The sequence below is a fragment of the Mycolicibacter algericus DSM 45454 genome (genome assembly GCF_002086455.1).
In the GTDB taxonomy this organism is placed as follows: domain Bacteria; phylum Actinomycetota; class Actinomycetes; order Mycobacteriales; family Mycobacteriaceae; genus Mycobacterium; species Mycobacterium algericum.
This window is the reverse complement of the sequence record NZ_MVHC01000004.1, coordinates 107,002-125,029: the sequence shown is the minus strand read 5'-3', so window position 1 is coordinate 125,029 and position 18,028 is coordinate 107,002. Positions and strand designations below refer to the sequence as shown.

17 protein-coding genes are annotated in these 18,028 nt (G+C 67.3%); 14 read left to right on the top strand and 3 right to left on the bottom strand.

Annotated features, from left to right (window positions below; all coding sequences use genetic code 11):
* Nucleotides 1-50 precede the first annotated feature (50 nt).
* From BST10_RS05610 to BST10_RS05600, 3 genes are all read right to left on the bottom strand, one after another.
* Nucleotides 51-1,142 carry an inositol-3-phosphate synthase gene (locus tag BST10_RS05610; RefSeq protein ID WP_013831236.1) on the bottom strand — a complete coding sequence of 364 codons (1,092 nt, stop codon included), beginning with the start codon at nucleotides 1,140-1,142 and terminating at the stop codon, nucleotides 51-53.
* 75 nt (nucleotides 1,143-1,217) lie between these two features.
* Nucleotides 1,218-1,760, bottom strand: a complete 543-nt coding sequence (locus BST10_RS05605) for a PadR family transcriptional regulator (protein WP_013831235.1) — start codon at nucleotides 1,758-1,760, stop codon at nucleotides 1,218-1,220.
* Between the two features lie 126 nt (nucleotides 1,761-1,886).
* On the bottom strand, nucleotides 1,887-2,732 hold the full coding sequence (locus tag BST10_RS05600; protein WP_083036958.1) for a DUF1707 SHOCT-like domain-containing protein: 846 nt from the start codon (nucleotides 2,730-2,732) through the stop codon (nucleotides 1,887-1,889).
* A 113-nt stretch (nucleotides 2,733-2,845) separates the two neighbouring features.
* Between BST10_RS05600 and BST10_RS05595 the strand changes: the two genes are divergently transcribed.
* The 14 genes from BST10_RS05595 (at nucleotide 2,846) to BST10_RS05530 (ending at nucleotide 17,988) form a co-directional block, all read left to right on the top strand.
* Nucleotides 2,846-3,271 (top strand): DUF5318 family protein, encoded by a 426-nt coding sequence (locus BST10_RS05595; protein ID WP_041319268.1) that lies wholly within the window; start codon nucleotides 2,846-2,848, stop codon nucleotides 3,269-3,271.
* A gap of 46 nt (nucleotides 3,272-3,317) precedes the next feature.
* Nucleotides 3,318-5,771: a transglycosylase domain-containing protein gene (locus tag BST10_RS05590; protein WP_083036955.1), complete on the top strand. Its 2,454-nt coding sequence runs from the start codon at nucleotides 3,318-3,320 to the stop codon at nucleotides 5,769-5,771.
* 249 nt (nucleotides 5,772-6,020) lie between these two features.
* Nucleotides 6,021-8,312, top strand: a complete 2,292-nt coding sequence (locus tag BST10_RS05585; protein ID WP_083036953.1) for a transglycosylase domain-containing protein — start codon at nucleotides 6,021-6,023, stop codon at nucleotides 8,310-8,312.
* A complete protein-coding gene (locus tag BST10_RS05580; protein ID WP_371869182.1) occupies nucleotides 8,309-9,928 on the top strand; it encodes a glycosyltransferase family 87 protein in 1,620 nt (539 codons plus the stop codon). The genes BST10_RS05585 and BST10_RS05580 overlap by 4 nt, the downstream gene beginning before the upstream one ends.
* A gap of 81 nt (nucleotides 9,929-10,009) precedes the next feature.
* Nucleotides 10,010-10,300, top strand: coding sequence for a 30S ribosomal protein S6 (gene rpsF, locus BST10_RS05575; protein ID WP_019736048.1), 291 nt, complete (start codon nucleotides 10,010-10,012; stop codon nucleotides 10,298-10,300).
* Nucleotides 10,301-10,369: 69 nt separating this feature from the next.
* Nucleotides 10,370-10,891, top strand: coding sequence for a single-stranded DNA-binding protein (locus tag BST10_RS05570; RefSeq protein WP_013831228.1), 522 nt, complete (start codon nucleotides 10,370-10,372; stop codon nucleotides 10,889-10,891).
* Nucleotides 10,892-10,926: 35 nt separating this feature from the next.
* Nucleotides 10,927-11,181: a 30S ribosomal protein S18 gene (gene rpsR, locus BST10_RS05565; protein WP_013831227.1), complete on the top strand. Its 255-nt coding sequence runs from the start codon at nucleotides 10,927-10,929 to the stop codon at nucleotides 11,179-11,181.
* 31 nt (nucleotides 11,182-11,212) lie between these two features.
* The gene (gene rplI / locus BST10_RS05560) at nucleotides 11,213-11,671 is read left to right on the top strand and encodes a 50S ribosomal protein L9 (RefSeq protein WP_013831226.1); all 459 of its coding nucleotides are present in this window, start codon (nucleotides 11,213-11,215) and stop codon (nucleotides 11,669-11,671) included.
* A gap of 480 nt (nucleotides 11,672-12,151) precedes the next feature.
* Nucleotides 12,152-13,528, top strand: a complete 1,377-nt coding sequence (dnaB, locus tag BST10_RS05555; protein ID WP_013831225.1) for a replicative DNA helicase — start codon at nucleotides 12,152-12,154, stop codon at nucleotides 13,526-13,528.
* A gap of 428 nt (nucleotides 13,529-13,956) precedes the next feature.
* The gene (locus BST10_RS05550) at nucleotides 13,957-15,465 is read left to right on the top strand and encodes a GMC oxidoreductase (RefSeq protein WP_083036950.1); all 1,509 of its coding nucleotides are present in this window, start codon (nucleotides 13,957-13,959) and stop codon (nucleotides 15,463-15,465) included.
* 53 nt (nucleotides 15,466-15,518) lie between these two features.
* A complete protein-coding gene (locus BST10_RS05545; RefSeq protein WP_083036947.1) occupies nucleotides 15,519-16,190 on the top strand; it encodes a carboxymuconolactone decarboxylase family protein in 672 nt (223 codons plus the stop codon).
* On the top strand, nucleotides 16,190-16,660 hold the full coding sequence (locus BST10_RS05540) for a hypothetical protein (RefSeq protein WP_083036944.1): 471 nt from the start codon (nucleotides 16,190-16,192) through the stop codon (nucleotides 16,658-16,660). Before BST10_RS05545 ends, BST10_RS05540 begins: the two co-directional genes overlap by 1 nt.
* Nucleotides 16,661-16,728: 68 nt before the next feature.
* Nucleotides 16,729-17,328 carry a TetR/AcrR family transcriptional regulator gene (locus BST10_RS05535; protein ID WP_083036941.1) on the top strand — a complete coding sequence of 200 codons (600 nt, stop codon included), beginning with the start codon at nucleotides 16,729-16,731 and terminating at the stop codon, nucleotides 17,326-17,328.
* A gap of 9 nt (nucleotides 17,329-17,337) precedes the next feature.
* Complete coding sequence (locus tag BST10_RS05530; protein WP_083036937.1) at nucleotides 17,338-17,988, top strand: carboxymuconolactone decarboxylase family protein; 651 nt, start codon at nucleotides 17,338-17,340, stop codon at nucleotides 17,986-17,988.
* Nucleotides 17,989-18,028 lie beyond the last annotated feature (40 nt).

Genomic DNA, 18,028 nt, shown 5'->3' with positions numbered 1-18,028 from the left:
TCACCCGGCAAAAGTACGAGTAGCGTGCCTGGTCACCGCGGAGTCAACGCTTAGCCGACGATGAACTCTTCGAGTTGCGCGCGCGCGACGTCGTCGGGCAGCTGCTTGGGGGGGCTCTTCATCAGGTAGGCCGAGGCGGGGATGATCGGCCCGCCGATGCCGCGGTCCTTGGCGATCTTGGCCGCGCGCACCGCGTCGATGATGATGCCGGCCGAGTTCGGCGAGTCCCACACCTCGAGCTTGTACTCCAGGTTCAGCGGCGCGTCGCCGAAGGCGCGGCCTTCCAGCCGCACGTAGGCCCACTTGCGGTCATCGAGCCAGGCCACGTGGTCGCTCGGTCCGATGTGCACGTTCTTGTCCTCGACCTTGCCGGCCAGCGAGCCGGTCAGGTTGGAGGTGACGGCCTGGGTCTTGGAGACCTTCTTGGACTCCAGCCGCTCCCGCTCGAGCATGTTCTTGAAGTCCATGTTGCCGCCGACGTTGAGCTGGTAGGTGCGGTCCAGCGTGACGCCGCGGTCCTCGAACAGCTTGGCCATAACGCGGTGGGTGATGGTAGCGCCGACCTGGCTCTTGATGTCGTCGCCCACAACCGGCACGCCGGCGTCGGCGAACTTCTTGGCCCACACCGGGTCCGAGGCGATGAACACCGGCAGCGCGTTGACGAACGCGACCCCGGCGTCGATGGCGCACTGGGCGTAGAACTTGTCGGCCTCGTCGGATCCCACCGGCAGGTAGGACACCAGCACGTCGACCTTGGCCTCCTTGAGCACCGAGACCACATCGACGGCGTCGGCGTCGGAGACCTCGATGGTGTCGGCGTAGTACTTGCCGATGCCGTCGAGGGTGGGACCGCGCTGCACCACCACGTTGGTCGGCGGCACGTCGGCGATCTTGATGGTGTTGTTCTCCGAGGCGAAGATGGCCTCGGACAGGTCGAAGCCGACCTTCTTGGCGTCCACGTCGAACGCGGCGACGAACTTCACATCGCGGACGTGATACGGACCGAATCGCACGTGCATCAGCCCGGGCACCGTCGAAGTGTCGTCGGCGTTCTGGTAGTACTGCACGCCCTGGACCAGCGAGGAGGCGCAGTTACCGACGCCGACAATGGCGACCCGCACATCCGTCGTTTGCTCAGTCATTTCCGACGTTCTCCTTCTTCTGCTGTCACTGCTGACGTGCTGTTTGTGTTGTTCTGATTCCCGCGCCGGGCAGGGTCAAGATTGTTCGGCGCGGCCCTGCGAGACGCGTTCGGCCGCGATCAACTCGTTGAGCCACTTGACCTCCCGCTCACTGGACTCCAGCCCGAGCTGGTGCAGTTGGCGGGTGTAGCGATCCAATGAGTTGCTGGCCCGCGTCACGGCGTTACGCAGGCCCTCCCGGCGTTCCTCCACCTGCCGACGGCGGCCTTCCAGAATCCGCATCCGCGCCTCGGCGGGGGTGCGGTTGAAGAAAGCCAGGTGGACCCCGAAGCCGTCGTCGGTGTAGTTCTGCGGTCCGGTGTCGGCCACCAGCTCGGTGAAGCGCTGGCGACCGGCGTCGGTCAGCCGGTAGACCCGTCGGGCCCGGCGTACCGGGGTGCCCGCCGGTGCGGCGTCCTCGGCGATCAACCCGGCAGCCTGCATGCGGCGCAGCGCCGGATACAGCGAGCCGTAGGAGAACGCCCGGAATGCGCCCAGCAGACCGGTCAACCGTTTCCGCAGCTCGTAGCCGTGCATCGGAGACTCGAGCAGCAAGCCCAGAATGGCAAGCTCAAGCACCGATTCACCTCCTGCGATGATTTGTGGCTACGACCGTTCGACGGTTCGGGCCATAGTATCGCGCCGATATAACAGAACCCAAGTGGCTACTGTTTGCCCACTATTCAGGCCCCCGAGACGGCCAGTTCAAGACGGGTAATTGATGCGTTTGACAGTTCCGTCACCGGCGAAGGCGATGTAGCCGCTGCCGTAATCGCTGGAAACGTACACCGACAGTGACACCGCCCCCGGCGCCGTCGGATCCTTCGCCGGGTCGACGATTAGGTAGGTGTTCTTGACCTCGGCGGGCTTGATCCCGAGCGTTTCGGGGGCTCCCCGCAGAATCCCCACCGCGGCCTTCAGGTCGAACCCGGCCAGATCGACCGCTTCGGTGTCGCCGCTGCTCCGGGCCGAAGTGGACGGGTCATCCCAGCCACCGCGATAGTGGTAACTCAGCTGCCGGCGTGGCTCGGTGGGATCGGGCCGGTCCATAGACGCGTACTCGGGGTAGACCACCAGCCGGTACCCCATGGTGTCCCCGAACTTGGCGCGGGCCTGTTCCAGCAGACCGCTGAGCCCGCCCAGCGAATGCAGCCGACGCGGCGGTGTCAGCACCAGCGGGGCGACGCCGTCGGGCTTGGCGCCGGGGTCGGAGGTGAAGCTCAGCGGCGAACTCGTATTGCCGTACACCCCCCAGCCGATGCCCAGCCCCAGCAGCACCGCCGCGCCCAGTGCCGCCGCCGCCATCGCGCGACCACCGAATCCGACGGGCTTGTTCAGCGCCGGCAGTTGCACGGGCGCGCTCGCGGTCTGCAGATCGGCGATCAGCGAGTGCAGGTCACCGAGCGTGACGGCACGGGTGGCCGCACTGACGCGTTCCCGGTGCTCCTCGCTCGACAGCTGCCCCTCGGCCAGGGCGGCGTCCAGGATGCGGCAGACGTCGTCCCGGTCGCTGTCCTTGGCCCGGGTTCCGGAGCTCTGCCGTGTTGCCACGGCGACGATCGTAAGACTTCAGCGCGCTACGGCGAGGCCCGAATACACCGGTTGGTGTGGGATAAGGGCGTTCATCACACCGGCCCGCGCGGACCCGACGTACTCTGGTCACCGTGCGATTGCAGCGACAGGTGGTGGACTACGCGCTCCGGCGCCGTTCCCTGCTGGCCGAGGTCTATTCCGGGCGTACCGGGGTGTCCGAGGTGTGCGACGCCAACCCGTATCTGCTCCGGGCGGCGAAGTTCCACGGCAAGCCCAGCGCGGTGGTCTGCCCGATCTGCCGCAAGGAGCAACTCACCCTGGTGTCGTGGGTCTACGGCGACGACCTGGGGGCGGTGTCGGGTTCGGCGCGTTCCGCCGAGGAACTGGTGCTGCTGGCCACCCGTTACCCGGAGTTCTCGGTGCACGTGGTCGAGGTGTGCCGGACCTGCAGCTGGAATCATCTCGTGAAGTCGTATGTGCTGGGCCTCGCGCGCCCGCCGAAGGGATCCCGAGGACGGCGGACGGCACGCAGCGGAGCCCGTACCGCCAGTGAGTAAACACCACGACGACCGGCCGGACACTGGTTCGACCGGGCCTTCCGAGGTGGGTGCGCGCCGTGGGCCCGGCTCGCCGGATGATCGGCAGACCGCGATCATCCCCGCGGTCGACGACGCGGTGACCGACGACCTGCGCGATCCGATCGACGCGGTGCGGGCGGCCCTCGATGGCGCGCCGCGGCAGCGCGAGCAGGCGCTGAGCGGACGCGGCCCGCGCCGGCAACCGCCGCCGGAGAAGCCGGCCGAGCCGCCGCCGCGGCGAACCGACCGCATCCAGCACACCGACCGGCCCGCGGCGGCCGACCCGCTGGACTGGCTGCGCCGCCATCCGCCGAACTGGAGGTGGGTTCGGCGCGGGCTCTACGTCGCGGCCGCGGTGATTCTGCTGCTGCCGATCATCACGTTCGCGATGGCCTACTCCATCACCGATGTGCCTTCGCCCGGTGACATTCGCACCAACCAGGTGTCGACGATCCTGGCCAACGACGGTTCGGAACTTGCCAAGATCATCCCGCCGGAAGGCAATCGCGTCGACATCGACATCAATCAGGTGCCGGTGTATGTGCGGGATGCGGTGCTGGCCGCAGAAGACCGCGACTTCTACTCCAACCCGGGTTTCTCGGTGTCCGGCTTCGCCCGCGCGGTCAAGAACAACCTGTTCGGCGGCGACACCCAGGGCGGCTCCACCATCACCCAGCAGTACGTCAAGAACGCACTGGTGGGCTCCGAGCGGGCCGGTCTGCGCGGCTTGGTCCGCAAGGCGAAAGAGCTCGTGATCGCCACCAAGATGTCCAGCGCGTGGCCCAAAGACGATGTGCTGCAGGCCTATCTGAACATCATCTATTTCGGCCGCGGCTCCTATGGGATCGCCGCGGCGTCCCGGGCGTATTTCGACAAGCCCGTCGAGCAACTCGACGTCGCCGAAGGCGCGCTGCTGGCTGCGCTGATTCAGCGACCCTCGACCCTGGATCCCGCCGTCGACCCCGAAGGCGCCCTCGACCGGTGGAACTGGGTTCTCGACGGGATGGTGGAGACCGGGGCGCTGACCGCCGGTGAGCGTGCCGTCCAACAGTTCCCGGAGACGGTGTCGCCGGAGTTGGCCCGCTCCCAGAACATCACCACCGGACCCAACGGGCTGATCCAGCGGCAGGTCACCAAGGAACTGCTGGAGCTGTTCGACATCGACGAGCAGACCCTGAACACCCAGGGCCTGCAGATCACCACCACCATCGATCCGCAGGCGCAGGACGCCGCGGTCGACGCGGTGGACACCTACCTCAAAGACCAGATCCCCAACATGCGATCGGCGGTGGTGTCCATCGACCCGCGCGACGGCTCGGTGCGCGCGTATTACGGGGGTGCGGACGCCAACGGTTTCGACTTCGCTCAGGCGGGGCTGCAGACCGGGTCGTCGTTCAAGGTGTTCGCGCTGGTCGCCGCGCTCGAGCAGGGCATCGGGCTGGGCTATCAGATCGACAGCTCCCCGCTGGCCATCGAGGGCGGCCGGATCAAGATCACCAACGCCGAAGGTGAGAGCTGCGGGGTCTGCAACATCGCCGAGGCGCTCAAGCGCTCGTTGAACACCGCCTACTACCGGCTGATGCTCAAGCTCAAGAACGGCGCCCAGGACGTCGCCGATGCGGCGCACGCCGCCGGCGTCGCCAAGAGCTTCCCCGGGGTTCCGCACACTCTGTCGCAGGACGGCGGGCCGCCCGAAGGCGGCGTCGTGCTGGGCCAGTACCAGACGCGGGTGATCGATATGGCCTCGGCGTACGCGACGCTGGCCGCCTCCGGGGTGTATCACCCGCCGCACTTCGTGGCGAAGGTGGTCAACGCCGAAGGCCAGGTGCTGTTCGACGCCCAGACCTCCGAAGACACCGGCGAGCAGCGCATTCCCAAGGCGGTCGCCGACAACGTCACCTCGGCGATGCAGCCCATCGCCGGCTGGTCGCGCGGGCACAACCTGGCCGGCGGGCGACCGTCGGCGGCCAAGACCGGCACCACCCAGCTGGGTGACACCGGGGCCAACCGGGACGGTTGGATGGTCGGCTACACGCCGTCGCTGTCGACCGCGGTGTGGGTCGGTACCACCGGCGGCGACGAACCGCTGGTGAACCAGTGGGGCGGGCCGGTGTACGGCGCGGGCATTCCTGCCGACATCTGGAAGGCCACCATGGACGGCGCGCTGCGGGGCACCTCCAACGAGTCCTTCCCGACGCCCACCGAGATCGGCGGCTACGCCGGTGTTCCCGCCGCGCCGCCGCCACCCCCGCCGGAGGAGTTGGCGCCGCCGGAGCCGTCGGAGACCGTAATCCAGCCGACGATCGAGATCGCGCCGGGGATCACCATCCCGATCGGTCCTCCCACCACCATCCCGGTCGCACCGCCGCAACCGCAGGCGCCGCTGCCGGGGCAGGCGCCGCAACCGCAGGTTCCGCCGCCGGGCGAACCCGAGTCGACCGGGCCGCCGCCGGGCGAACCGGCGCCGCCGATGCCGTAGCGGGTTTGTGATTTCGTTTGCACTCGACGCCGCGGCGTGCAGACGTAACCTGGTGAGCATGCGACCGCAGCAACGGGTGGTGGATGACGGGCCGTCGGGCACGTTGCCGTTGGCTGAGATGGGTTGCGCCCCTGTGAAGATGGCGGCGAGCCGGAACCCCGGCCGTGCTGCGCGGGGACGTCCCCGCCGACGGTGAAGAGTTCGGGGCCGCCGGCGCCGGGGGCCGGAAGCGCTGCAGAAGAGCACTTCTTGACGACGACGGACGACTCGCCGGCGGATCCGCTGAACGGTGACGGCGAGGATCTGCGGGATCCCATCGAGGAGGTCAAGGCGGCGCTGGAACGGCCGCGGCCGCACTCCGATGAGCCCAGTGGCGCCGAAGTGCCGGCGGGCGGTGCAGCAGACGGGCGCTGTCGACGAGTGAACTGGCGTGGGGTCCGGCGCGGTGTGTACGCCGTCGTCGCGACCATGGTGGTCGCCCCGGTGGTCACCTTCGGTATGGCCTACCGCACCGTCGAGATTCCCGAGCCGGGCGACATTCACACCGATCAGGTCTCGACGATTCTCGCGGCCGACGGCACCGAGCTGGCGAGAATCATTCCACCGGAAGGTAATCGGACCGACGTCAAGATCGACCAGGTACCGCTCCACGTGCGTGACGCGGTGTTGGCGGCCGAGGACCGCGACTTCTACACCAACTCCGGCTACTCCTTCTCGGGGTTCTTCCGGGCGGTCAGGAACAACGTGCTCGGGGGCGACACCCAGGGCGGTTCGACGATCACCCAGCAGTACGTCAAGAACGCGCTGGTGGGTTCGGAGCGGACCGGGTTCGCCGGAGTGGTCCGCAAGGGCAAAGAGCTGGTGATCGCCAGCAAGATGTCACGGGAGTGGCCCAAGGACGAAGTGCTGGAGGCCTACCTCAACATCATCTACTTCGGGCGCACCGCCTACGGGATCGCCGCGGCGGCGCGGGCGTTCTTCGGCAAACCGGTCTCAGAACTCGACATCGCGCAGGGCGCGCTGCTGGCGGCGGTAATCCAGCGACCGTCGGCGCTGGATCCCGCATTCCACGCCGAACGCGCACTCAGCCGTTGGAACTGGGTGCTCGACGGCATGGTCGAGACCGGCGCTTTGAGTCCGGCCGAACGCGCCAGGCAGGTATTTCCGGCGACGATCCCGCCGCAGCAGGCGCGCAACGCCGATCAGGCCACCGGACCCGAGGGACTGATCCAGCGGCAGGTCATCGCTGAACTGCTCGACATGTTCCGCATCGACGAGCAGGCGCTGAACATGTTGGGGCTGCGGATCACCACCACCATCGACATGAAGGCGCAGCGCGCCGTGGAGAAGGCGGTGGGAAATGTCATGGCCGGGCAGAAGCCGGCGTTGCGGACCGCGGTGGTCGCCATCGATCCGCGCACCGGTGCGGTGCGGGCCTATTACGGCGGCGCCGACGGCGGCGGTTTCGACTTCGCCCAGGCGGGCCTGCAGACGGGGTCGTCGTTCAAGGTGTTCGCCCTGGTGGCCGCGCTGCAACAGGGCATCGGCTTGGGCTACCAGGTCGACAGCGCCCCACTGACCGTCGGCCGCACCAAGATCAGCAATGTCGGCGGCGCCAGCTGCGGGGTGTGCAATATCGCCGAGGCGCTCAAACGCTCCCTGAACACCGCCTACTACCGGCTGATGCTCAAGCTCAAGAACGGCCCGCGGGACGTCGCCGATGCCGCGCACGCCGCCGGGGTCGCCGAGAGCTTTCCCGGGGTCGCGCACACGTTGTCCGAGGACGGCCGCGGCGGGCCGCCGGAGAACGGCATCGTGCTCGGCCAGTACCAGACCCGGGTGATCGACATGGCCTCGGCGTACGCCACGCTGGCCAACTCCGGGATGTATCACCGGCCGCATTTCATCCAGCGGGTCGTCGGCCCCGACGGCCGGGTGATCTTCGACAGCACCACTGCCGGCGACACCGGCGAGCAACGCATCCCCCAGGCGGTCGCCGACAACGTCACCGACGCCATGAAGGCGATCCCGGGCTGGTCGGGTGGACACGAGCTGGCCGGCGGCCGGCCCGCCGCGGCCAAGACCGGCACCACCCAGCTGGGTAACACCGGAGCGAACCGGGACGCCTGGATGGTCGGCTACACGCCGACGCTGTCGACGGCGGTCTGGGTCGGCACCGACCAGGGCGACGAGCCGCTGACGAACAAATGGGGCGGTCCGGTCTACGGCGCGGGGCTGCCCAGCGACATCTGGAAGGCCACCATGGACGGCGCGCTGCGGGGCGATCCCATCGCGCAGTTCCCCAAGCCCACCGACATCGGCGGGTTCGCCGGGGTGCCGTCCGCGCCCCCGCCGCAGCCGGAGTGGTTCTCGCCGCCGCCGCCCCAGGACGCGGAGATACCGGAGCCGCCACCGCCGTTCGGGGAGCCGCCGCTCTTCCCGCCGCCGCCACCACTACTACCGCCGCCGCCACCTCCACCGCCGCCTGAGCCGCCTCCGCCTCCGCCTCCGCCGCCCCCGGCGCCGGAGCAACTACCGTGACGGAGGTGATCCCAGGCCGTCCGGTGGTGTCGCCGCTGCCCCTTGCCGAGGACCTGCGCAGCGCCGACGACCGCGACCTGCCGACCCGTACCGACGACGTCGTGCACGCGTTGTCGAACACCATCGGCGGACCGGTGGGCCGCCACGCGCTGGTCGGGCGCGCCCGATTCATGACGCCGCTGCGGGTGATGTTCTTGATCGCGGTGCTGTTCCTGGCGCTGGGCTGGACCACCAAGTCGGCGTGCCTGCAGAGCGTCGGCTCCGGCGGCCCCGACGAGCGGGTCGCCAACTGGGACAACGAGCGCGCCTATTTCCAGCTGTGCTACTCCGACGTCGTACCGCTGTACACCGCGGAGTTGCTGAACCAGGGCAAGTTCCCCTACAAGTCCAGCTGGGTGGAGAAGGACGGCACCGGCAAGCCGCAGATCCGCTACGACGGGCTGCCCGCGCAGCGCTACATGGAATATCCGGTGCTGACCGGGCTCTACCAGTACTCCGCGATGGCCCTGGCCAAGACGTACACGGCGATCACCAAGGTGGTGAAGATCCCGGCGTTGAGCGGGGTCGCCGAGGTGGTGGTGTTCTTCGACATCGTCGCGGTCGGCCTGGCCCTGGCCTGGCTGGTGACGGTGTGGTCCACCGCCGGGCTGGCCGGCCGCCGGGTCTGGGATGCCGCCCTGGTCGCGGCCTCGCCGCTGGTCATCTTCCAGGTCTTCACCAACTTCGACGCGCTGGCCACCGCGTTCGCCGGGGCCGGGCTGCTGGCCTGGGCGCGACGCCGGCCGGTGGCAGCCGGGGTGCTGCTCGGCCTGGGCACCGCCGCCAAGCTGTATCCGGTACTGCTGCTCTACCCGCTGCTGCTGCTGGGGCTGCGGACCGGGCGGTTGCGTGATGTCAGGCGCACGGTGGTGGCGACGGCGCTGAGCTGGCTGGCGGTGAACCTGCCGGTGCTGGTTTTCGCGCCGCGCGGCTGGACCGAGTTCTTCCGGCTCAACTCCCGCCGCGGCGATGACATGGACTCGATCTACAACGTGGTGAAGTCGTTGACCGGCTGGCGGGGCTTCGACGGGGAGCTGGGGCTGTGGCAGCCACCGACCGTGCTCAACATCGTGGTCGCGGTGTCGTTCGCGCTGTGCTGCGCCGGGATCGGCTACATCGCGCTGACGGCGCCGAGGCGGCCGCGGGTGACGCAGTTGGCCTTCCTGCTGGTGGCGGCCTTCCTGCTGACCAACAAGGTGTGGAGCCCGCAGTTCTCGCTGTGGCTGGTGCCGCTGGCCGTGCTGGCGCTGCCGCATCGCCGGTTGCTACTGGCCTGGATGGCCGTCGACGCGCTGGTGTGGGTGCCGCGGATGTACTACCTATACAGCGTCTCGGACCGCAGCCTGCCCGAGCAGGTGTTCACCAGCACGGTGCTGCTGCGCGATCTGGCGGTGCTGGGATTGTGTGCGTTGGTGATTCGGCAGATCTACCGGCCCGATCAGGCGCCGGTGGATCTGGTGCGCGAGCGGGGCGTCGATGATCCCGCCGGCGGGGTGTTCGATCGCGCGGCGGATGCGCCCCCGGCCTGGCTGCCCGCCCGTCGATTTCGCTCTGCAGCCCAGCCTCCGGTAGCCTAGCCGGGTTGCCGACGCAGGCGACCCTCCTGCCGTGGTCAGATCCACGGCCGCACTACGACCATAGGAGGTGATGAGGTTCCCATGCGTCCATACGAAATCATGGTCATCCTTGACCCCACTCTCGACGAGCGCACTGTCGCCCCGTCCCTGGAGACGTTCTTGAACGTCATCCGCAAAGACGGTGGCACGGTGGACAAGGTCGACATCTGGGGCAAGCGCCGGCTGGCCTACGAGATCGCCAAGCATGCCGAGGGCATCTACGCGGTCATCGACGTCAAGGCCGCCCCGGCGACCGTGTCCGAACTCGACCGGCAGCTCAGCCTGAACGAGGCGGTGCTGCGCACCAAGGTGATGCGGACCGACAAGTCGTAGCAGGCTGTCGCCGCCGTTGCGTAGGCTCAGCTGACACATGCAGCGTCGATACGATCCCAGGAGGGCCCCGTGGCTATTGGTGACACCACGATCACCGTCGTCGGAAACCTGACCGCGGACCCGGATCTGCGGTTCACCCCGTCGGGGGCGGCGGTCGCCAACTTCACGGTGGCGTCCACCCCGCGGATCTACGACCGGCAGAGCGGTGAGTGGAAGGACGGCGACGCGCTGTTCCTGCGGTGCAACATCTGGCGTGAGGCCGCGGAGAACGTCGCCGAGAGCCTCACCCGCGGATCGCGGGTGATCGTCACCGGCCGGCTGCGGCAGCGGTCCTTCGAAACCCGCGAGGGCGAGAAACGCACCGTCTACGAGATCGAGGTCGACGAGGTCGGCCCCTCGCTGCGGTATGCCACCGCCAAGATCAACAAGGTCAGTCGCGGTGGTGGCGGTGGCGGCTTCGGCGCGGGCGGCGGTGCCGCAGCGGGTGCGGCCCCGATGGCCCAGTCCGGCGGCGCGCCCGCGGAAGACCCGTGGGGCAGTGCTCCGGCGTCCGGCTCCTTCGGCGGCGCCGACGACGAACCGCCCTTCTAGACAACCGAACCACACAGCACGAAAGAGATAGATAGATGGCCAAATCCAACAAGCGGCGCCCGGCTCCCGAGAAGCCGATCAAGACGCGCAAGTGCGCGTTCTGCTCGAACAAGAAGCAGGAGATCGACTACAAGGACACCTCGCTGCTGCGCACCTACATCAGTGAGCGGGGCAAGATCCGCGCCCGGCGGGTGACCGGCAACTGCGTTCAGCACCAGCGCGACATCGCGCTCGCGGTCAAGAACGCCCGCGAGGTCGCGTTGCTGCCCTTCACCTCGTCGGCCCGCTAGCCGACCGTCCCAGCCGAGAAAGTACGAAACGATGAAGCTGATTTTGACCGCTGAGGTGGACCACCTCGGAGCGGCCGGAGACACCGTCGAGGTCAAGGACGGATACGGCCGCAACTACCTGCTCCCGCGGGGCCTGGCTATCCTCGCCACGCGCGGCGCGCAGAAGCAGGCCGACGACATCCGTCGGGCCCGCGAGACCAAGCAGGTGCGCGACCTGGACCACGCCAAGGAGCTCAAGGCGGCCCTCGACGCGCTGGGCCCGGTCACGCTGCCGATGAAGACCGCCGCCGACTCGGGCAAACTGTTCGGTTCGGTGACCGCCGGCGACGTGGTCACCGCCATCAAGAAGGCGGGCGGGCCCAACCTCGACCGGCGGATCGTGCGGCTACCCAAGGCGCACATCAAGGCGATCGGCAGCCACCCGGTATCGGTGCACCTGCACCCCGAGGTCCACGTCGACGTCACGCTCGACGTCGCCGCGGCGAACTAGCATTCCCAGCTGCCCCGGTGGCGCCCTGATCGGCTCCGCCGGGGCGCCGCTGTGCCCGAATCCGGTTAAGGCCGGTTAACTCTGGCTAACTTTTCGGCCGGTGTGAAGTCCTGGTGCTATTTACCCGGTCGTGGAGCGCCGTCTACCTCCGCGTCAGGCAACACGCCCAAGACCGCAACCTGAGCCGACACGCCGAAGAGATTGTCTTCCACAACGACGACACCGCAGTGTGGTGCGCTTACCTGCAGTGATACCTAACCAGCGATGAATGATCCACAGGTCTTCCCCACGGTCCCAAACAAGTGAAGGTCCGGTATGCACACTTCATCCACACCTTTGTGAACAAGGCCGTTTGGTGGCGCCGCCAGCAACGCCTAGCGTCAAGCCGGCACGACGGGACCGGCGATGTCGGTGCCCACGATTACGGTTGGGGCAGCGAGCCGAACAGACGTTCGAGTCACGCTGAGGGAGGTGGGGCGTATGGCAGTGGTCGACGACCGCGGGCACTCTGAGCTCGAGGAGCCGCCGCGCGAGGATGTCGGCCGCCAGCCGCCCCAGGACGTCGCCGCCGAACAGTCGGTGCTCGGTGGGATGTTGCTGAGCAAGGACGCCATCGCCGACGTGTTGGAGCGGGTGCGGCCCGGCGACTTCTACCGTCCGGTGCACCAGAACATCTACGACGCGATCCTGGATCTGTATGGCCGCGGCGAGCCGGCCGACCCGGTGACGGTGGCCGCCGAACTCGACCGCCGCGGCCTGCTGCGCCGGGTGGGTGGCGCCCCGTATCTGCACACGCTGATCTCGACGGTGCCCACGGCGGCCAACGCCGGCTACTACGCCGGCATCGTCGCCGAGAAGGCGCTGCTGCGCCGGCTGGTGGAGGCCGGCACCCGGGTGGTGCAGTACGGCTACGCCGGCGCGGAGGGCGCCGATGTGGCCGAGATCGTCGACCGCGCCCAGGCCGAGATCTACGACGTCGCCGACCGCCGGCTCTCCGAGGACTTCGTGCCGCTCGAAGACCTGCTGCAGCCCACCATGGACGAGATCGACGCGATCGCCTCCCACGGCGGGATCGCGCGCGGTGTGCCCACGGGCTTCATCGATCTGGACGAGGTGACCAACGGGTTGCACCCGGGGCAGATGGTCGTGATCGCGGCCAGGCCGGGTATGGGCAAATCGACGCTGGCACTAGATTTTTTGCGATCGTGCTCGATCAAACACCAGCTGCCGAGCGTCATCTTCTCGCTGGAGATGAGCAAGACTGAGATCGTCATGCGGCTGCTCTCGGCCGAGGCGAAGATCAAGCTCGGGGACATGCGTTCGGGCCGGATGACCGATGACGACTGGACCCGGCTGGCGCGGCGGATGAGCGAGATCAGTGAGGCGCCACTGTATATCGACGATTCGCCCAACCTGACCATGATGGAGATCCGCGCCAAGGCCCGCCGGCTCAAGCAGAAAGCCGACTTGCGCATGGTGGTGGTCGATTATCTGCAACTGATGACATCGGGGAAAAAGGTCGAGTCGCGACAGCAGGAGGTCTCGGAGTTCTCTCGGCAGATGAAGCTGTTGGCGAAGGAGTTGGAACTGCCGGTGGTTGCGCTCAGCCAGCTCAACCGCGGCCCCGAGCAGCGCACCGACAAAAAGCCAATGTTAGCTGATCTACGTGAATCGGGCAGTATCGAACAGGATAGCGACATGGTGATCTTGTTGCACCGGCCCGATGCGTTCGAGCGTGACGACCCGCGCGGCGGCGAAGCGGACCTGATCCTGGCCAAGCACCGCAACGGGCCGACGAAGACGGTGACGGTGGCGCACCAGCTGCACCTGTCGCGGTTTACGAACATGGCGCACTAGAGAGTGCCAGTTGTAGGGTCTCACGCTCCGTGTCATATTCTCAGCGCCGGTGTCATCTCCTTGTCATATGTCTCACCAACGTGTCATGCAGATATGCGCATATGCCGTGAGTGGATGCCGACCCACCGTACTTCTCGGAAAAAGGGGTTTACCTCGGGTCAGGTACGCACCAGCCACCCTTCGCCGTGGTAGTCGCTCCATCGCCAAGAATTACGGGTGGTTGCATTGCGGTCGGCCCCGCCCTAACATTTAGTCGCATGACCAAGGATCGGGGGCGTTCTCGTCGAGACCGCCGGACGCCGCCGGAGATACGGTCTGCGGAAATAGGCCGGAGACGCACTCGATGAAAGCCGGGATGGTTCGTCATCCCAGGGTGACGCGCGGGGTCAGCCAGATTCGGACGAGTCGGTAATCCGTTGGCCAGGAATATGTCCCAGCCCGCCAGCGACTTTGATGCGGTGGTGGTCGGCTCCGGGTTCGGCGGTGCGGTGATGTCCGCACGGTTGGCCGAAGCCGGGATGACGGTACTTGTCCTGGAACGCGGACCGTGGTGGGGCGCGGGCGGCGATTCTCGGGATGCGGAAGTCACCCGACCATTTCCGCGTGGCCTGTCGAAGATGCCCGGATTTCTCCGAGGTTTGACCAGGGCCAACGATCGCGGGCAGCGGGTTTTGTGGTCGCGTCCGACCGGGTTGTTCGACGTGCATCTGTGGCCCGGAGTCACGGTCGTGGTCGGCAGCGGTGTCGGCGGCGGTTCCCTGGTCTACGCGGGATATCAGGCGCGGCCGGCGGCCGGATTCTTCGACCAGTACTTTCCCGATGAGATCTCCGATGCCGAGATGGCGTCTTACTTCGAGATGGTTGAAGCGATCCAGCGCCCGCAATCGTTGCCGTATCCGGTTGCCTCGCGGGAGGTCTTCGCCCGCGGGCTCGCCCGCGCAGGCCTGGGGTCGGCTGAAGCACCCGTAATGGGCATCCAGTTCGGCGACCCCGCTGCTCCACAGTGGCGCAACAACGCGGTCGGCAACCCGCAACAGACGTGCCGGGCCTGTGGTGCCTGCGTCATCGGATGTGAACACACCGCCAAGACCACACTGGATCAGACCTATCTTGCGTTGGCGCGGCGGCACGGCGCCGATATCCGGGCGCTGTGCGAGGTGACCGCGATCGGCGGGACCGACCACCGCTACGACGTGGCATGGCGCGACCACCACCGCGGAACCGATCATGTGATCGTCACACCGCGTCTGGTGTTGGCCGCCGGAACGGTCGGAACGCTGCGCCTGTTGTTCGCCGCCCGCGACACACACCGCAGCATGCCCGCTCTGCCGCCCGCGCTGGGCAAGAACTTCTCCGGTAACGGGGACTATCTGGCGATGCTGAGCCGAGCGCTTCCGGCCACCCATGAGGGGCGGCACGCCATGTTTCAGAACGTGCACCGCCTGGCCGACGGCGGATTCGTCGGCGAGGCCGCACCACCGGTTGCCCAGCTCCCGCTACCGGGACCGGTACGCCGCTGGCTGTCTGAAACCGTGTTTCTGTTCGCGACGGGCCGCGAGCCCGGGATTCGGTTGCATGCCGCCGACGGTGTCCCGTTCGCCCCGGCGTATAAGGCCAGCAACACCGATTTCTATGCGCAGACCGACGCCCGGGTCAAACGCATCGCCGAGGCCTACCAGCCGTCGTGGTTCCGTGGGAACTGGCCCGGCGGACAACGAAGCCGACGATTGGTCACCGTCCACCCGGTTGGGGGCGCGGCGATCGGGGCTTCACTCGACGACGGAGTGATCGACCACTGCGGGGAGGTCTTCGGTCACCCGGGGCTCTTCATCGCAGACGGCTCTATCTACCCGGCCGCCCCCGGGGTGCCTCCGTCGCTGGGGATTGCGGCGATGGCCGAACGGCAGGCCGCGCTGATGATAGGGGTCGGCTCGTGACACCGCCGAAGAGCCGCACCGGGTAAACAGAAACTCTGAAGGGAGAGCTGGACATGCTGTTCACCAAGAAGCCGGCACGAGCCGGCGGAAAACCGATTGGGAAAACCTATACGCTGCGCCAACTGGCCGCAGCTCTCGTGCGGTTCATCCCGCTCGCCCCGCGCGCGGGGCTGGTATGGGGACTGCACCGGATGGATCCGAGCCTGCGGGAGCAGGTCATGCTGACCGTTGCCCGGGCAAACGGCTGCCGGTACTGCAGCTACATCCACCAGGAATGGGCCATCCGCACCGGTGCGTCCGACGACGAAATCGCGCAACTGGAAGGCACCGATCCCGCGGACTTCGATCGTGGCAGGTGGAGCGCGCTTGTCTACGCGAGATCACTGGCCGAAAACGACTTCGGGACGCTGCCGGCTGAGATCGTCGCCGACACGGCCCGCCACCATGACGCCGGTGAGCGCCGCAACATCGAGGCCGTCGCGCTGGTGATGACCATCGTTAACCGATCTGCAAACACCATGGATGCCTTGCTGTGCCGCCTACGCGGTGAACCGGCTTCGCAATCACTGGCCGCCGAACTGATCATCACGGCTGGGCTGTTGACCTTGGGTCCCCTCCTGGTGCCGGCGCTGAGTCTCATTCTGCGCAAGTCGCCGTTGCGGCTGCTTCGCGAGTTCCGCGTCTTCACCGCCGGTCAGGCGCCCGACGACGCGCAGGCCGCCTGATGTCCCACCCCGGGCACGACGCCGCACCGGAGGATGACGTCAGTGTGTCGCTGCGCACGATGGCCGACTGCGAACAGCTGTTCGACCAGTTGGCCGCACCGCCCGAAAACACACTCAAGGGCGTGTTTCGCGGCCGTCTGGCAGCCGTTACCGCTCTTGACTCACTGCCGGGCCGACTGCGACGGGCGATCGCCTACATCACTCCGCATCTGAGGTTTCCGTGGTACGGCAAGGCCTTTGACGGCGACAACGGCGCCAACGTCTGGTTGACCTCGACTGGACGCTTCCAGCGTTTCGGCTACCGCGTGCAGTACGGGGAGCAGGCCGCGCGGCTGTCGTATCAACGCCCGGACAACCCGCGATTCCTGCGCGGGCTGGAAGCAGAGATCCGCAGCATGGCGCCCGACCGCTATCTGTGCCATGCCGCGTTGCGCGGCACGGTGGTGCTGTACTTCACTCTCGAACAGTAGAAAACTCGGTCCTACCCCATCCACCGCCGGCCATCCCACCATAAAACCCAAGCCGAAGGACACCGGCCATCACATCACGACACCGCGCAAGCGACACGCGCACGAAGATCCTCAACAGCGCCGCACGGCGTTTCCGTTCGCAGGGCTACCTGGCCACCACGGTCCGCCAGGTCGCCGACGACGCCGGAATGCTGCTGGGCAGCCTGCAGTACCGCTACGCCAGAAAAGAGGGGCTGCTGATCGCGGTCATGGAAAGTGCGGTCGAGCGCACCACCGATGCGATCCGCCAAGCGATCGCCGGCAAGCACCGCGTCGATGACCGACTGCGCGCAGCGATGACGGCATACCTTGAGACGCTGTGGAGCGGAAACGATGCCCTCTACGTTCTGCTCTATGACTGGCGGTCCCTCAAAGGCGGCGACCGGGAACGGGCCGCGCTGCTCCACGACCGACTCTTCTCGCTCTTTGACGGCCTGTTCTACGAGGCCGCCGGCGCCGGCTTCATCGCCGCCGACATCGACATCCCCACCCTGCGAGATCTGTGGCTGGGGGCGCTGAACTGGACGGCCGACCATCCGCCGAACAAAACCGCCGAACAGATCAGCGACCTGCTCTGGACGATCCTGACAGAAGGCGCCGCCCAGCGCCGGGTTGAACAAGATCAATGACCGAAACCGATGATCGCCGTGCCGCCCGATCGCGTCTTTGACGTCTTCAACAAACGCACCTACACCGTCGCTCAGTTGCGAGCAGATCTGCGGCGGGTCAAATGGAAGATCGGAGCCGATGTCTGGTTGCGCCGCGCAGTGGACCGCCAAACCCGAGAAGCCATCATGCTGGCGGTATCCCACGCCCACGACTGCCGCTACTGCACCTTCATCCACCGCGAATGGGCGCTACGCACCGGCCTTCCGCTCTCGACGATCTCCGGAATCGAAGCACCGGCCGACCCGCAGGAAAAACAGACCCTCGGCTCACCGCATGACCCGCAATGGCTGGCCACCACCTACGCCGAAGCGTTGGCACGCGCCGACTTCGGCCCGGTCTCGCCGTTGCTTCAAACCGCGGTGACGGTTGCATTCGACAGCGCCCACCGCCGCCGCATCGAGACGATCGCCAGGATCATCACGATCTTGAACCGCAGCACCAACACCTTCGATGCCCTGCTGGCGCGACTCTCGCACCAGCCCATCGACAACAGCAGGCTGCGCGATGAACTGGCAGTCTCCCTGTTCGCCTGGACGGTCACCTTTCCCATGTTCGTCACCACCGCACTGATTCGCCGCGAATCTCTCCGCCACGTCCTGCGCAGGTTTCGGCGTTCCTAGACAAGACAATTGCGCTCTTGCGCCGCTCGCTGTCCAGGAC

What these genes read in the sequence shown, in the direction of transcription:
- rplI (WP_013831226.1), top strand. Translation starts at nt 11,213, where the DNA reads ATGAAGCTGATTTTGACCGCTGAGGTGGACCACCTCGGAGCGGCCGGA.
- BST10_RS05540 (WP_083036944.1), top strand. Translation starts at nt 16,190, where the DNA reads ATGTCCCACCCCGGGCACGACGCCGCACCGGAGGATGACGTCAGTGTG.
- rpsR (WP_013831227.1), top strand. Translation starts at nt 10,927, where the DNA reads ATGGCCAAATCCAACAAGCGGCGCCCGGCTCCCGAGAAGCCGATCAAG.
- BST10_RS05550 (WP_083036950.1), top strand. Translation starts at nt 13,957, where the DNA reads ATGTCCCAGCCCGCCAGCGACTTTGATGCGGTGGTGGTCGGCTCCGGG.
- BST10_RS05530 (WP_083036937.1), top strand. Translation starts at nt 17,338, where the DNA reads ATGATCGCCGTGCCGCCCGATCGCGTCTTTGACGTCTTCAACAAACGC.
- rpsF (WP_019736048.1), top strand. Translation starts at nt 10,010, where the DNA reads ATGCGTCCATACGAAATCATGGTCATCCTTGACCCCACTCTCGACGAG.
- dnaB (WP_013831225.1), top strand. Translation starts at nt 12,152, where the DNA reads ATGGCAGTGGTCGACGACCGCGGGCACTCTGAGCTCGAGGAGCCGCCG.
- BST10_RS05610 (WP_013831236.1), bottom strand. Translation starts at nt 1,142, where the DNA reads ATGACTGAGCAAACGACGGATGTGCGGGTCGCCATTGTCGGCGTCGGT.
- BST10_RS05545 (WP_083036947.1), top strand. Translation starts at nt 15,519, where the DNA reads ATGCTGTTCACCAAGAAGCCGGCACGAGCCGGCGGAAAACCGATTGGG.